Source organism: Polaromonas sp. A23 (assembly GCF_002001015.1).
Lineage (GTDB): Bacteria > Pseudomonadota > Gammaproteobacteria > Burkholderiales > Burkholderiaceae_C > Polaromonas.
In genome coordinates, this window is the sequence record NZ_MUNO01000026.1 from 134,550 (window position 1) to 148,757 (window position 14,208).

Sequence of the window (14,208 nt, forward strand, 5' to 3'; positions counted from 1 at the left end):
CCGGCCTCCCCGGCCAATTCCAACATTTCCCGCTGCTCTTCCTGTTTTGCCTTGCTATGCCCGACTTCCTGACCGCTGCTCTTTATAAATTTGTCGACCTGCCCGACTTTGCCGAGTTGCAGGCGCCGCTGCAGGCCTTCTGCGAAGCCCATGATGTACGCGGCACGCTGTTGCTTGCCCGGGAAGGCATCAACGGCACAATTGCCGGGCCCGACGAAGGGGTGCAGGCGGTGCTGGCACATCTTCGGCAAGACCCGCGTCTGGCCGATTTGGCGCACAAGGAGTCGCGTGCCCACAAGTTCCCGTTTTACCGCATGAAAGTGCGCCTCAAGCGCGAAATCGTCACGCTCGGCGTGACCGGCATCAACCCGAACGAGATGGCCGGCCAATACGTCAAGCCGCAGGACTGGAATGCGCTGATCTCCGAGCCCGGCGTGGTGGTGGTGGACACCCGCAACGACTACGAAGTCGGCATCGGCACCTTTGCCGGCGCGGTGGACCCCCATACCAAAAGTTTTTCGGAGCTGCCCTCCTGGGTGGAAGCGCAGTCTGCACCGGGCGGCTTACTGGCTGAAAAAGATGGCAAAAAACCCAAGGTGGCCATGTTTTGCACCGGCGGCATACGCTGCGAGAAATCCACAGCCTTCATGCGCACCCGCGGCTTTGAGGAGGTCTACCACCTGGAAGGCGGCATCCTCAAATACCTGGAAACCGTGCCCGAAACCGACAGCCTCTGGAAAGGCGAGTGTTTTGTGTTCGACGAGCGTGTTTCCGTCGTGCACGGCCTGGCGACCGGCCACTACGACCTGTGCCGCGCCTGCCGCGACCCGATCAGCGAAGCCGACAAGGCCTCGCCGCTCTACGTGCCCGGCGTCAGCTGCCCGGCCTGCCACGACAAGAAAACCGAAGAGCAAAAGCGCGGCTTCATCGAGCGCCAACGCCAGGTCGACTACGCCAACCGGCGCCGCCAGCCGCACATCGGTGCCAAGCTGCCACAGTCGAGCGCAGAGGACAAAGAAAGCTCCTGATGGGCGCCCTGCCCGCTCTCCCGATCCTCTACTCGTTTCGCCGCTGCCCCTACGCCATGCGTGCACGGCTGGCGTTGGCCATCAGCAAACAGCCGCATGAGCTGCGCGAAGTGGTGCTAAGAAACAAGCCGGCCGATATGCTGGCCGCCTCGCCCAAGGGAACGGTGCCAGTGCTGGTGTTGCCCGGCGGCGAGGTGATCGAGGAGAGCCTGGACATCATGCGCTGGGCGCTGGCCCGCAACGACCCGGCGCAATGGCTGTCACCGCCGCAGGCCTCGCAGCAGGAAATGGATGCGCTGATCGACGCCAACGATGGCGACTTCAAGCGCTACCTGGATCGCTACAAGTACCCGAACCGTTACCCGCAGGAGTCAGAGGGCGACGTAGCCGGCTTTGCGCTGAAACACCGCAGCGAAGCGGCGCAGTGGCTGGCGCAACTGAACGATCGCCTGGCCTCGGGTTGGCTGCTGGGCGCTCAAGCCAGCCTGGCCGACATGGCCATCCTGCCTTTCATCCGCCAGTTCGCGCGCACCGATGCGGACTGGTTTGCCGCGCAACCGTGGCCGCGTCTGCAGAGCTGGCTGGCGGTGTTTGAAGGCAGTGAACTTCACGCAGGCGTGATGGCAAAACACCCGCCCTGGGAGCCTGCTGGGGCGTAGCGCGGGCAGGCTAAACCTCGGGCGTAATCATCTCCGCATACTCGTACAGCGCCCCCAGCACCGCCTCCCCGCGCTCATCTGCCGTTTCCGACAGCACATCAAGCGCGGCAAGAAACGCATCCACGTTGCGCGCCCCACCTTCGCCTTCCAGCAGGCGCACGGCACGATGAGCCTCCCAGCGCTCGGCATCTTCGGGCGACATGGCCTCAGAAAAGTTACGCGCGCGGTAGCGGAACACCAGCTCTTCCAGCCGTTCGTCGTCGAAGCCGGTGCGGCTGTGCGCGAGTTCGGCTGGCGGCAAGGCGCGCAGCTTGTTGAGCCGCCGCCTGTCGTCGTTGTTGATAAAACCGCCGTACAGGTCTTCGTCCACGTCAGGAATACCTTCCTTGGGCCGCACAAAGACTTCGGGCCAGATGGCGCTCATGTCGGGCAAGCTGGCGGCCTTTTCGGCATTGCGCAGTGCGACCTCAACGTCCACACCCCATTTGGCTGCCATCTCCGGGCTCAGGGTGGCCAGTTTGCGCACGACCATGGGCGATTTGTTCAGGTGCACCGATTTGATCGGCAGCCGCGTCACGCCTTCTGGCAAGTCCGCCGACTTGCTGAACAGGCGCTGGCGCAGGGTGGCCACGTCGAGCAGGGGCAACTCGGCCGGATCGTGCGAGAGGTCCCAGGCCAGCAACTCGTTTTTGTTCGAGGGGTGCATGGCCAGCGGCCACATGACGGAAAGGCAGCCGCGCTCGGGCGGGAACATGCCCGACACATGCAGAAAGGGCTGCGCAGTCTGCGGGCTGGTGGGCAAGCCGAGCTCTGCGGCTACGCGGTCTTTCTTGTGCAGCCCCAGGCAGAAATCAAATAACTTGGGCTGGGCCGTGCGGATCACGCGGGCCAGCGCAATCGTGGCACGCACGTCCGACAAGGCGTCGTGCGCCGACTCGTGCAGCAGGCCGTTGGCACGTGCCAGGTCTTCGAGCTTGAAGCTGGGACGCAGCGCGCCAGCCTCGTCGGGACGGCGTTCGTCGGGCTTCATCGGCCACTCAATGCCTTGAGGCCGCAGCGCATAAGCCATGCGCACCACGTCAAGCAAGTCCCAGCGGCCGCAGTTGTTCTGCCACTCGCGGGCATAGGGGTCCATCAGGTTGCGCCAAAAAAGGTGGCGGGTGACTTCGTCGTCGAAACGGATGGTGTTGTAGCCCACGCCTATGGTGCCGGGCTGGGCCAGCACGGCTTCGATGCGGGCGGCGAATTCATGCTCGGGCAAGCCGCGCTCCAGGCACAGCTGCGGCGTGATGCCGGTGATCAGGCAGGAGGTCGGGTCGGGCAGGTAGTCCCTGGCTGGCCGGCAATAAATCATCAGCGGCTCACCGATCTCGTTGAGCTCGGCGTCGGTGCGAACACCGGCAAACTGTGCCGGCCGGTCGCGGCGCGTGTTCAGGCCAAAGGTTTCGTAGTCATGCCAGAGAAAGGTGTGCGGAGCCATCGGTTGAACGCTTTTTAACCAGGTTGATGTATGAAATAGCCCATTTGCCCAATAAACACGGGCGCAAGCAGCTATCATTTAAGGAGCAAATGAAAAAGGCCGGTAGCGCCATGCTACCGGCCTTTTTGCTGAATGCCCAAATCCGGCGTTCAGTCGGTTGTTGCCTCTTCGGCCTCCGGCTTGGCCCGGCCTTCCTTCTTCGGCAACGGCTGGATGTCGAGCTCGACTTCGCCGGTTTCGACCCCTTTTTCGTCGGTCGTCACCTTCATGTCGACCGTCAGGCGGCCGCCGTCGATCAGGCGGCCAAACAACAGCTCGTCGGCCAGCGCGCGGCGAATGGTGTCCTGGATCAGGCGCTGCATCGGCCGTGCGCCCATCAGCGGATCGAAACCCTTCTTGCCGAGGTACTTGCGCAGCGTGTCGGTAAAGGTGACGTCCACCTTCTTCTCGGCCAGTTGCGTTTCGAGTTGCAGCAGGAACTTGTCGACCACGCGCAGGATGACGGTTTCGTCGAGTGCCTTGAAGCTCACCACCGCGTCAAGCCGGTTGCGGAACTCGGGCGTGAACAGGCGCTTGATGTCGGCCATCTCGTCGCCCGCCTCGCGCGGATTCGTGAAGCCGATGGTCGCCTTGTTCATGGTCTCGGCGCCGGCGTTGGTCGTCATGACGATGATCACGTTGCGGAAATCGGCCTTGCGCCCGTTGTTGTCTGTCAAAGTGCCGTGGTCCATGACCTGCAGCAACACGTTGAAGATGTCCGGGTGCGCTTTCTCGATCTCGTCGAGCAGCAGCACCGCGTGTGGCTTCTTGGTGATGGCTTCAGTCAGCAAGCCACCCTGGTCAAAACCGACGTAGCCCGGAGGCGCACCGATCAGGCGGCTCACCGCATGGCGCTCCATGTACTCTGACATGTCGAAGCGAATCAGCTCGATGCCCATGATGTAGGCCAGCTGCTTGGCCGCTTCTGTCTTGCCGACACCGGTGGGGCCGGAGAACAGGAAGGAGCCAATTGGCTTGTCGTCCTTGCCCAGGCCCGAACGCGCCATCTTCACGGCGGAGGCCAGCACGTCGAGCGCCTTGTCCTGGCCGAACACCACGCTCTTCAAGTCGCGCTCCAGCGTCTTGAGCTTGCCGCGGTCGTCGTTGGACACATTGGCCGGTGGAATGCGGGCAATCTTGGCCACGATCTCTTCCACCTCGGCCTTGGTGATGATTTTCTTGCGCTTGGACGGCGGCAAAATGCGCTGGGCTGCACCGGCCTCGTCAATCACGTCAATCGCCTTGTCGGGCAAATGGCGGTCGTTGATGTACTTGGCGCTCAGCTCAGCCGCAGCTTGCAGCGCCGCCACGGCGTACTTGACGCTGTGGTGCTCTTCAAAACGCGACTTCAGGCCTTTGAGAATGTCGACCGTCTCCTGCACCGTGGGCTCAACCACATCGACTTTCTGGAAACGGCGAGACAGGGCAGCATCTTTCTCGAAAATACCGCGGTACTCTGTGAAGGTGGTTGCGCCAATGCATTTGAGCTGTCCCGAGCTCAGCGCGGGTTTCAGCAGGTTGGACGCATCCAGCGTGCCGCCCGAAGCCGCACCGGCACCGATCAGGGTGTGGATTTCGTCGATGAACAAGATGCCGTTGGGCTTGTCTTTCAGCGCTTTCAGCACGCCCTTGAGGCGCTGCTCGAAATCACCACGGTACTTGGTGCCGGCCAGCAAGGCGCCCATGTCCAGGGAATAAACCTGCGCTTCGGCCAGGATCTCGGGCACGTCTTTCTGCGTGATGCGCCAGGCCAGGCCCTCGGCAATCGCGGTCTTGCCCACGCCAGCTTCACCGACCAGCAGCGGGTTATTCTTGCGGCGGCGGCAGAGGATCTGGATGACGCGCTCGACTTCGTAGTGGCGGCCGATCAGCGGGTCGATCTTGCCGTCCTTGGCGAGCTGGTTCAGGTTCTGGGTGTACTGCTCCAGCGGAGAAGTTTTTTCGTTCTTCTCGCCACCCTCTTCGTTCTCGGCTGCGCTCTCGCCGGCCTTGGTCGGTTCGGGCGGGTCACTTTTCTTGATGCCGTGCGCGATGAAGTTCACCACGTCCAGGCGGGTCACGCCCTGCTGGTGGAGGTAATACACGGCATGCGAGTCTTTTTCGCCGAAGATGGCGACCAGCACGTTTGCACCGGTGACTTCCTTCTTGCCGTTGCCGGTGGACTGCACGTGCATGATGGCGCGCTGGATCACACGCTGGAAACCCAGCGTGGGCTGCGTGTCCACGTCGTCGCTGCCGGCGACCTGGGGCGTGTTGTCCTTGATGAAATTGGCCAGCGACTTGCGCAGGTCATCAATATTGGCTGAGCATGCGCGCAGCACTTCGGCCGCGCTGGGGTTGTCAAGCAAAGCGAGCAGCAGGTGTTCCACGGTGATGAACTCGTGGCGTTGCTGCCGGGCCTCAACAAAGGCCATGTGCAAGCTGACTTCTAATTCCTGGGCAATCATTGCTTTTCCTTTCGGCTTGCTGCTTGAGTCTTTGATAACTGCATTGTGTAACTCTTCAAGTCGATATGGGCTGTTTTTTCAATTATTCAATGGGCTCGCACACACACTGCAGCGGATGGCCATTTTTTCTTGCCGCTTCTGTGACTTGGTCCACTTTGGTGGACGCCACGTCCTTGGAAAACACGCCACACACGCCTTTGCCGTCAAGGTGGATCTTCAGCATGATCTGCGTCGCGGTTTCCCGGTCTTTGTTGAAAAATTCCTGGATCACCACCACCACAAACTCCATCGGCGTGTAATCGTCATTGAGCAACACCACCTGGTACATCTGCGGCGGCACCGTTTTCTGCGGTCGGCGCTCCAGCACCACCGAATCTCCGCCGTTGGCGTCATCAGGCTTGAAGACCGGGGCCTTGGGTGTTGCGGGAGTCTTGGGAGGTTTGCTGGCCATGGAATTCATTCTAGCGACCGGAATTGTCCAGTGCGCCTGACAGGGAAATTGGTGGCGGGAACACGACAATCAAGCGCGCACAATTGACTTTTCAAAGGCACGCCGAAAGCCCATGAAAAAACCGCCTCCGGCTCAAGCCTGGGGCGGTTTTGCAGCTTTTTCTGCCTGTTTTTCCGGCAGTCCGGCAAGTCGCCGGCCAAAACGGCCGGCGGGCTGGCTTACATGTGGTCGATCATCACCTGGCCAAAACCGGAACAGCTGACCTGGGTCGCGCCCTCCATCAGGCGGGCAAAGTCATAGGTGACTTTCTTCGACTCGATCGATTTTTCCATCGAGCTGATGATCAGGTCGGCAGCCTTGGTCCAGCCCATGTGACGCAGCATCATTTCGGCGGACAGGATTTCGGAACCGGGGTTCACATAGTCCTTGCCAGCGTATTTTGGTGCCGTGCCGTGGGTGGCTTCAAACATGGCGATGGTGTCGCTCAGGTTGGCACCCGGGGCAATGCCGATACCGCCCACCTGGGCCGCCAGCGCGTCGGAGACGTAGTCGCCGTTCAGGTTCAGCGTGGCGATCACCGAGTATTCGGCCGGACGCAGCAGGATCTGCTGCAGGAAGGCGTCGGCGATGGAGTCCTTGATGGTGATTTCCTTGCCGGTTTTCGGGTTCTTGAATTTCATCCACGGGCCGCCGTCGATCAGCTCGGCACCGAATTCCTTGGCCGCCAGGGCATAGGCCCAGTCACGGAAGCCGCCTTCGGTGAACTTCATGATGTTGCCCTTGTGGACAATCGTCAGGCTGGGCTTGTCATTGTCGATGGTGTACTGGATGGCCTTGCGCACCAGACGCTCCGTGCCTTCGCGCGAAACCGGCTTGATGCCGATGCCCGAGGTATTGGGGAAGCGGATTTTCTTGACGCCCATCTCGTCCTGCAGGAACTTGATGAGTTTCTTGGCCTTGTCGGACTCGGCTTCGAACTCAATGCCGGCGTAGATGTCTTCCGAGTTCTCGCGGAAAATCACCATGTTGGTCTTGTGCGGCTCTTTCACAGGCGAAGGCACGCCGGCGAAGTACTGGATGGGGCGCAGGCAGACGTAGAGGTCCAGTTCCTGGCGCAAGGCCACGTTCAGCGAACGGATGCCGCCGCCGACCGGCGTGGTCAATGGGCCCTTGATGGAGACCACATAGTCCTTGACGGCATGCAGTGTTTCTTCGGGCAGCCAGACGTCGGGGCCATAGATCTTGGTCGACTTTTCGCCGGCATAAACCTCCATCCAGTGAATCTTTTTCTTGCCGCCGTAGGCTTTGGCCACGGCCGCATCCACCACTTTGAGCATGACCGGCGTGATGTCCGCCCCTGTACCGTCACCTTCAATGAACGGAATGACCGGCTCGTCCGGAACATTCAGTGAATTGTCGGCATTGACAGTGATTTTTTTACCCTGGGCGGGCACCTTGATGTGCTGGTACATGTGGGAAAGTCTCCGGTAAGCGCTGGAAATTGCAGGGAAAAGCTGCCTGGCGCGGGTTAGGTGATAACCCGTAAATTCTAGCCGCAAAATAATCCGCCAACTATTTTCAGGGCGGCGTGTCAACCGATTGCAAACGCCCTTCGTTACGGTGAGGCCTTCGAAATATTCGGGGGATTGTTTTCAATAACGTTTCAAGGAAATTTCAAATGAACAAGATCCTCGCTGTTTTGATCGCCGGTCTCTTCTCTGCCGGTGCTTTCGCCGCTTCCCACGCTGGTGCTCCCATGGGCGCGGCTTCCAAGCCTGCTGCAGCCGCACCTGCTGCTGCCATGCCAGCGCCTGCCAAAGCTGACGCAAAAGCCGATGCAAAGAAAGCCAAGGCTGAAAAAGCTGCTGCTGCCAAAGCTGCAAAAGCTGAAAAAGCCGCTGCCGCCAAGAAAGCCAAGGAAGACAAAGCCGCCGCTGCCAAGGCTGCAAAAGCTGAAAAAGCCGCTGCCGCCAAGAAAGCAATGGAAGACAAAGCTGCTGCCAAGAAGTAACTCTTCGCGACTACCTGAAATGCCCGCAATGCGGGCATTTTTTATGGCCGTCGTTTATGCTGGCCGACTAAACACCCCGTAGTGACGCCCCATGTCCTTTTTGACTTCTTACCGCACACTTTCCCCCGCCTACCGGCTTGCCGCCTTTATTCTCGGTTCGCTGCTTTTTTGCGGCAACGCCTCTGCCCAAGGAGCCCCGGGAGCGCCGCAGATGAACCTCCAGCGCGTCAAGTTGTCGGCGGGTATGCACCTCATCGATGCGCAAGTGGCGTTGACTCCCGAGCAGCGACAAATCGGCCTGATGTTCCGTGAGGAAATGCCCTCTACGGAAGGTATGCTTTTTGTATTCGAGCAGGCGTCAAAGCAATGCTTTTGGATGAAGAACACCCTGCTGCCCCTGACCGCAGCCTTTGTTGCAGACGACGGGACCATCGTCAACCTGGCCGACATGAAGCCGCAGACCACGGAGTCTCACTGCTCGGAAAAGCCGGTGCGTTATGTCCTGGAAATGAACGTTGGCTGGTTTGCCAAAAAAGGCATCAAGGCCGGCAGCAAGCTGTCCGGTCCGGTATTCACGCCAGCTCGTTAGGCGGCCGACTTGGCGCGCCAGGACGGCAGGCAAGAAAAAGCCGACTTCTGTCGGCTTTTTCATGGGAGCAAGACTCAAACTCAGGCGAAATTCGCCTCGGCAAACGACCAGTTCACCAGGTTCGACAAGAAGGTTTCCACAAACTTGGGGCGCTGGTTGCGGTAGTCAATGTAGTAAGCGTGCTCCCAGACGTCAACCGTCAGCAGGGCCTTGTCGGCCGTGGTCAGCGGCGTACCGGCGGGGCCAGTGTTGACGATGTCCACCGAGCCGTCTGCCTTTTTCACCAGCCAGGTCCAGCCCGAGCCGAAATTGCCAACAGCCGATTTCACAAACGCTTCCTTGAAAGCGGCATAAGAGCCGAACTTGGCATTGATGGCTGCAGCCAGCGCGCCGCCAGGCTCGCCACCGCCGGCGGGCTTCATGCAACTCCAGAAAAAGGTGTGATTCCAGATCTGGGCAGCGTTGTTGTACACGCCGCCGCTTGATTTTTTGACAATTTCTTCCAGTGTCATGGCCTCAAACTCGGTGCCTTTTTGCAGGTTGTTGAGGTTGACCACATAAGCGTTGTGGTGCTTGCCATGGTGGTATTCAAAAGCCTCCTGGCTGTAATGAGGCGCCAGTGCATCAATCGCGTACGGGAGGGGGGGTAGTTTGTGTTCCATGTGGGTTTCCTCGTTAAAGTGTTTTGTTGATAAAGCCGGTTTCGACGGCCATTGTAAAAACTAAATCAACCTCGGCGCGGAAACGGTCAAATCGACCTCGCCGTCGGCAAGGGTAGCGCGCAAGGGCTGGCCGGGTGTGGTAGCAGCAGCGCTGGTGATGGCTTGCCCGTGCAGGTCGGCCAGCCACGCGTAGCCGCGCTGGAGCACCAGTTTGGGGTCAAGCGGTTCCAGCCGCAACTGCGCGCGCTCAAGCCGCCGTTGCTGTGCCGTCACGGCGCCATCCACGGCCTGCGGAAAGGCAGATACCAGCGCTTGCAGTCTGCCTTGTTCCAGCTGAAGAGCCGACTGCACCGAATGGCGCAGACGCTGCGCCTGGCTGGTCAAACGTGCCTGCTGGCGCGTCACCAGATGGGAGGGGCGGCTTACGCGCGACGCGGCCCAATCCAGTCTTTGGTTGTGCACCTGCAACTGTCGCTCCACGCCGCCCTGCATGCGGTCCCGCGCAAGCGCCAAGGCCCCGAGCCAGACGGCTTGCGGCTGGGCGCACATTTCAGCGGCAGCTGTGGGGGTCGGCGCGCGCAGGTCGGCGCAAAAGTCGGCAATCGTGAAATCGGTTTCATGCCCGACCCCGCACACCACCGGGACGGGTGACGCAACGATCAGGCGCGCCAACTGCTCGTCGTTGAAGGCCCAGAGATCTTCCATGGCCCCGCCGCCGCGCACCAGCAAAAGAACATCCACCTCGGCGCGTTGCGCGGCCTTGCGCAGGGCCTGGCGCAACTCTTCGGGAGCCTGGGCGCCCTGGACGCTGGCAGGGTAAATCACCACCGGAACATGCGGTGCGCGGCGTTTGAGCGCAGTCACAACGTCGTGCAGTGCAGCCGCACCCAGCGATGTCACCACGCCAATGGCGCGCGGCAAAAGCGGCAACGGACGTTTGCGACTGGCCTCAAAGAGGCCCTCTGCCTCCAGCCGGGCCTTGAGCAGAAGAAACTGCTCGAACAGGTTACCCTGCCCGGCCTGGCGCATGGATTCGACCACCATTTGCAACTCGCCACGCGGCTCATAGACACCCAGCCTGCCGCGCACTTCAACCAGTTGCCCGTCGCGTGGTGAAAAGTCCAGCAAGCCGGCTGCGCGCCGGAACATCGCACAACGCACCTGACCTTGTTCATCTTTCAAGGAAAAATAGCAATGGCCGCTGGCAGCCCGCGAAAAGCCGCTGACCTCGCCTTGCACCGCCACGGGATTGAAGCGCGCCTCCAGGCTGTCGGCAATCGCGCGCAGAAGTGAGCCCACAGGCCAAATGCGAACTCCCGATGACGGGCTTTGAGGAGGCCCAGGCATCTCAAACACCATCAAATCCCCTGGTTTGGCGGGGGTAATACTCCACAGAAGGGCATGCTGGCTGGGTAAAACCCGCGATTTGCCGGGGAGAGGCTGATGACTTCGTGTAAATCATTGATTTATAACAACTTTATTCTGCTCAATTTTTCATCGTTTTGTCACAGTGCCCTATTGGCGCGGCTTTGCGGCACCTCCGCGCCTACTTGCTAACAAAGTTATCCACAAGATCTGTGGGTTAGCACCTACAAAAAGGCCAGGCCTCAAAAGCGAGCGCCGAGGCGAGCAATCTCGGGGGCCAGGATCTCGGCTGGGCCATAATCCACAGCAACTATTTGCCCGGGAGACCGATTCTTGTTTTCGATCATACAAGCCGCAGGCTGGCCAATCTGGCCCTTGATTGCGTGCTCCATTCTGGCTCTGGCCCTGGTCATTGAGCGTTTTGTCAGTCTTAAAACCCGGAAAATCGCGCCGCCCCGGCTGCTGGATGAAGCCATCACTGTTTCGCGCGGCGCCGTTCCTTCGCCCGATGTGGTTTCGCACCTGGAACAAAACTCCCTGCTCGGTCAGGTGCTGGCCAGCGGCTTCAGGGCGCTGAACACCAATCCCCGCATCAGCGAAGACGATCTGCGCTCCACGCTGGAAGGCGCCGGCCGACGCGCCGCCCACACGCTGGAGCGCTACCTGGCCGCCTTGGCCACCATCGCCTCGGCAGCGCCGCTGCTGGGCCTGCTGGGCACCGTCATCGGCATGATCGAGATCTTCGGCTCGCAAGCCGGCAGTGGCGGGGTAAGCAACGCGGCCGGCGGCAATCCGGCCCAGCTCGCACAAGGCATTTCAATCGCGCTTTACAACACCGCGTTCGGCCTGATTGTTGCGATCCCGTCGCTGATCTTCTGGCGCTACTTCCGCGCACGGGTTGACGGCTACCTGCTGACCATGGAAATCGCCTCCGAACGTTTTGTGCGTCACCTCAACACGCTGAGGAAATAATGGCCCGCACGCTTTTCCTTCGGAGGCCTGCATGAATTTTCGTGGCACCTCGCGCGATGAGCCTGAAATCAACCTGATTCCGTTCATTGACGTGCTGCTGGTGGTCCTGATCTTCCTGATGCTGTCGACCACTTACAGCAAGTTCACGGAGTTGCAGATCAAACTGCCCGTGGCCGACACCGACCAGCAGCGCGACTACCCCAAGGAAGTCATCGTCGCCGTCAGCAGCGATGGCCGCTACATGGTCAGCAAGGCGCCGGTAGCCGGACGCAGCATCGAAGCGCTGAGCGCTGCCATCACGCTGGCCGCCAAGGCCGGCAAAGACAGCGTCATCATCATCAGCGCCGATGCCAGCGCCACCCACCAGTCGGTGATCACGGTGATGGAAGCGGCCAGGCGCAGCGGCCTGACGCAAATCACCTTTGCCACCCAGAGCGCGGCGCAGGCCGGCTCCCGGTAAAGGTGACACAGCGGTTGCAGCAGGCATGGCTGCGGCGGGGGTTGCTCGCCTGCCTGCTCTGGCCCGTCTCTCGCCTGTATGGGCTGCTGATCGAATTGCGGCGGCAGGCTTTTCGCGCCGGTTACATCCGATCCGAACGCCTTCCCGTCCCGGTCATCATCGTTGGCAATGTGGTGGCCGGCGGCGCCGGAAAAACTCCTGCCGTCATTGCGCTGGTACGGCATCTTCAGGCGCGTGGTTTGCGCGTGGGCGTGGTCTCGCGAGGCTACGGCCGCTCCGGCCAGCACTGCCAGGAGGTGCTGGCGGGCACCCCGATCGAAGAGTCAGGTGACGAGCCTGCCCTTATTCAGCGGACCACCAACGCTCCTGTTTTTGTAGCAAACCGGCGTGCGGAAGCCGCGCGTGCGCTGCTCGCCAGGTACCCGCTCACGCAACTGGTCATCTGTGATGACGGCCTGCAGCACTACGCGCTTCAGCGCGACATCGAAATTGCCGTCTTCGATGAACGGGGCACCGGCAACGGCTGGCTCCTTCCAGCCGGGCCGCTGCGTGAACCCTGGCCCGAGCGGTTGAAACACGGCGTCCGCAGCGGCGGCCGCGGTATCGACCTCGTCCTGCATACCGGCGGCCAGCCTGCGTTCAAGGGGTTCGGCTCGGTCCGGCAACTCGCCAACCACGCGGTACGCGCCGATGGCAGCAAGGTGCCGCTGGCGGAGCTGGGCGGCCAGCCATTGCTGGCTCTCGCCGGCATTGCAAAACCCGAAGCTTTTTTTGCCATGCTCAGAAGCCGCGGCCTGCAGTTGACCGAAACCCGGGTGCTTCCCGATCACTATGATTTTGATAGCTATCCGCGACCGTCCGATAAGGGCTACACCCTGATTTGCACCGAAAAAGATGCCGTCAAGCTGTTTCCAAGGCAAGCCAATGTGCTGGCCGTGCCTCTGGAGTTCACACCCGATGCAGCATTTTTCATCGCCTTCGACGCCCTGCTGGCGCCCCTGCTTTCTCCATTAACATCCCCCCATGGACACCAAACTGCTTGAATTGCTGGTCTGCCCCGTGACCAAGGGCCCGCTCGACTACGACCGCGAAAAACAGGAACTTGTCTCGCACAGCGCCCGCCTGGCCTACCCCATCCGTGACGGTTTGCCTGTGATGCTCGAAAGCGAGGCACGAACGCTGACCGACGAGGAACTCGGGCTGTGATGGTCCCGGCATGAGCTTCACGGTTCTCATCCCCGCCCGCCTCGCCTCCACTCGCCTGCCGGACAAGCCGCTGGCCGACATTGCCGGTGTGCCCATGGTCGTGCGGGTCGCGCAGCGTGCCATGCAAAGTGCAGCCTCCCGCGTGGTCGTGGCGGCCGACAGCCAGAAGATCATGGATGCCTGCTCGGCTTTCCGCGTGGCAGCCGTTCTGACACGTTCAGATCACCCCAGCGGCAGCGACCGCCTGGCCGAGGCGTGTGACGCCCTGGGCCTTGGCGACGACGACGTGGTCGTGAATGTGCAGGGTGATGAACCGCTGATGGACCCGGCGCTGATCAACGCCGTGGCCGGCCTGCTCGCGCAGCGCGGCGATTGCGCCATGAGTACCGCCGCGCATGCCATCGACGACCTGGAAGAACTGCTCAACCCGAATGTGGTCAAGGTGGTTCTCGACGCACACGGCACCGCCCTGTATTTCAGCCGCTCGCCGATTCCGGCCGCCCGCGATTTTCCCGGCACCCCTTGGTGGAGAACCGGCAATTCCCTGCCGGGGCCTCTGCGGCACGTCGGCATCTACGGCTACAGGGTCGGCTTCCTGCGGGCATTCCCCAAGCTGCCGCAGGCGCCGATCGAACAACTCGAGCAGCTTGAACAACTGCGCGCGCTCTGGCACGGCCATCGCATCGCGGTGCATGTGACAACGCAGGCTCCCGGGCCCGGCGTGGACACCCCGGCAGATCTGGAGCGGGTGCGCAGGCTGTTTGTGTAAGTTGCCCGCAGGGGTGCGCATGCTATCCTTCAGCCCAAAAACAAGGTGAGGCAGGAGCCGGTATCAGGCA

15 protein-coding genes are annotated in these 14,208 nt (G+C 61.2%); 9 read left to right on the forward strand and 6 right to left on the reverse strand.

What is annotated here, in order from left to right; translation table 11 throughout:
- Positions 1–56 precede the first annotated feature (56 nt).
- Entirely contained in the window at positions 57–1,028 is a 972-nt protein-coding gene (locus B0B52_RS14115; protein WP_077594292.1) for a rhodanese-related sulfurtransferase, read from the forward strand.
- Entirely contained in the window at positions 1,028–1,687 is a 660-nt protein-coding gene (locus tag B0B52_RS14120) for a glutathione S-transferase (RefSeq protein WP_077594293.1), read from the forward strand. The genes B0B52_RS14115 and B0B52_RS14120 overlap by 1 nt, the downstream gene beginning before the upstream one ends.
- Before the next feature lie 10 nt (positions 1,688–1,697).
- Here B0B52_RS14120 and sbcB read toward each other — a convergent pair whose 3' ends face one another.
- From sbcB to icd, 4 genes are all read right to left on the reverse strand, one after another.
- On the reverse strand, positions 1,698–3,167 hold the full coding sequence (gene sbcB, locus B0B52_RS14125; protein ID WP_077594294.1) for an exodeoxyribonuclease I: 1,470 nt from the start codon (positions 3,165–3,167) through the stop codon (positions 1,698–1,700).
- 149 nt (positions 3,168–3,316) lie between these two features.
- Positions 3,317–5,653, reverse strand: a complete 2,337-nt coding sequence (gene clpA / locus B0B52_RS14130) for an ATP-dependent Clp protease ATP-binding subunit ClpA (protein WP_077594295.1) — start codon at positions 5,651–5,653, stop codon at positions 3,317–3,319.
- A gap of 82 nt (positions 5,654–5,735) precedes the next feature.
- The gene (gene clpS / locus B0B52_RS14135; RefSeq protein ID WP_077594296.1) at positions 5,736–6,104 is read right to left on the reverse strand and encodes an ATP-dependent Clp protease adapter ClpS; all 369 of its coding nucleotides are present in this window, start codon (positions 6,102–6,104) and stop codon (positions 5,736–5,738) included.
- A gap of 218 nt (positions 6,105–6,322) precedes the next feature.
- Positions 6,323–7,576, reverse strand: a complete 1,254-nt coding sequence (gene icd, locus B0B52_RS14140) for an NADP-dependent isocitrate dehydrogenase (RefSeq protein ID WP_077594297.1) — start codon at positions 7,574–7,576, stop codon at positions 6,323–6,325.
- Between the two features lie 206 nt (positions 7,577–7,782).
- Here icd and B0B52_RS14145 point away from each other — a divergent pair, with 206 nt between their 5' ends.
- Together B0B52_RS14145 and B0B52_RS14150 are read left to right on the forward strand one after the other, a co-directional pair.
- Positions 7,783–8,115, forward strand: a complete 333-nt coding sequence (locus tag B0B52_RS14145) for a cell envelope biogenesis protein TolA (protein ID WP_077594298.1) — start codon at positions 7,783–7,785, stop codon at positions 8,113–8,115.
- Positions 8,116–8,206: 91 nt separating this feature from the next.
- Entirely contained in the window at positions 8,207–8,704 is a 498-nt protein-coding gene (locus tag B0B52_RS14150; RefSeq protein ID WP_077594299.1) for a DUF192 domain-containing protein, read from the forward strand.
- Between the two features lie 80 nt (positions 8,705–8,784).
- Here the strand turns inward: B0B52_RS14150 and B0B52_RS22710 are convergent, their stop codons facing one another.
- The gene (locus B0B52_RS22710; protein ID WP_254425711.1) at positions 8,785–9,366 is read right to left on the reverse strand and encodes a Fe-Mn family superoxide dismutase; all 582 of its coding nucleotides are present in this window, start codon (positions 9,364–9,366) and stop codon (positions 8,785–8,787) included.
- Positions 9,367–9,426: 60 nt separating this feature from the next.
- Positions 9,427–10,713 (reverse strand): exodeoxyribonuclease VII large subunit, encoded by a 1,287-nt coding sequence (xseA, locus tag B0B52_RS14155; RefSeq protein ID WP_254425712.1) that lies wholly within the window; start codon positions 10,711–10,713, stop codon positions 9,427–9,429.
- A 351-nt stretch (positions 10,714–11,064) separates the two neighbouring features.
- Here xseA and B0B52_RS14160 point away from each other — a divergent pair, with 351 nt between their 5' ends.
- The 5 genes from B0B52_RS14160 to kdsB are packed head-to-tail and all read left to right on the forward strand — an operon-like array spanning position 11,065 to position 14,138.
- The gene (locus B0B52_RS14160) at positions 11,065–11,703 is read left to right on the forward strand and encodes a MotA/TolQ/ExbB proton channel family protein (RefSeq protein WP_077594300.1); all 639 of its coding nucleotides are present in this window, start codon (positions 11,065–11,067) and stop codon (positions 11,701–11,703) included.
- Positions 11,704–11,734: 31 nt separating this feature from the next.
- Positions 11,735–12,163, forward strand: a complete 429-nt coding sequence (locus B0B52_RS14165) for a biopolymer transporter ExbD (RefSeq protein ID WP_077594301.1) — start codon at positions 11,735–11,737, stop codon at positions 12,161–12,163.
- Positions 12,164–12,165: 2 nt separating this feature from the next.
- A complete protein-coding gene (gene lpxK / locus B0B52_RS14170) occupies positions 12,166–13,206 on the forward strand; it encodes a tetraacyldisaccharide 4'-kinase (protein ID WP_077594302.1) in 1,041 nt (346 codons plus the stop codon).
- Positions 13,187–13,369 (forward strand): Trm112 family protein, encoded by a 183-nt coding sequence (locus B0B52_RS14175; RefSeq protein ID WP_077594303.1) that lies wholly within the window; start codon positions 13,187–13,189, stop codon positions 13,367–13,369. The genes lpxK and B0B52_RS14175 overlap by 20 nt, the downstream gene beginning before the upstream one ends.
- Before the next feature lie 10 nt (positions 13,370–13,379).
- Entirely contained in the window at positions 13,380–14,138 is a 759-nt protein-coding gene (kdsB, locus tag B0B52_RS14180) for a 3-deoxy-manno-octulosonate cytidylyltransferase (protein ID WP_077594304.1), read from the forward strand.
- Positions 14,139–14,208 lie beyond the last annotated feature (70 nt).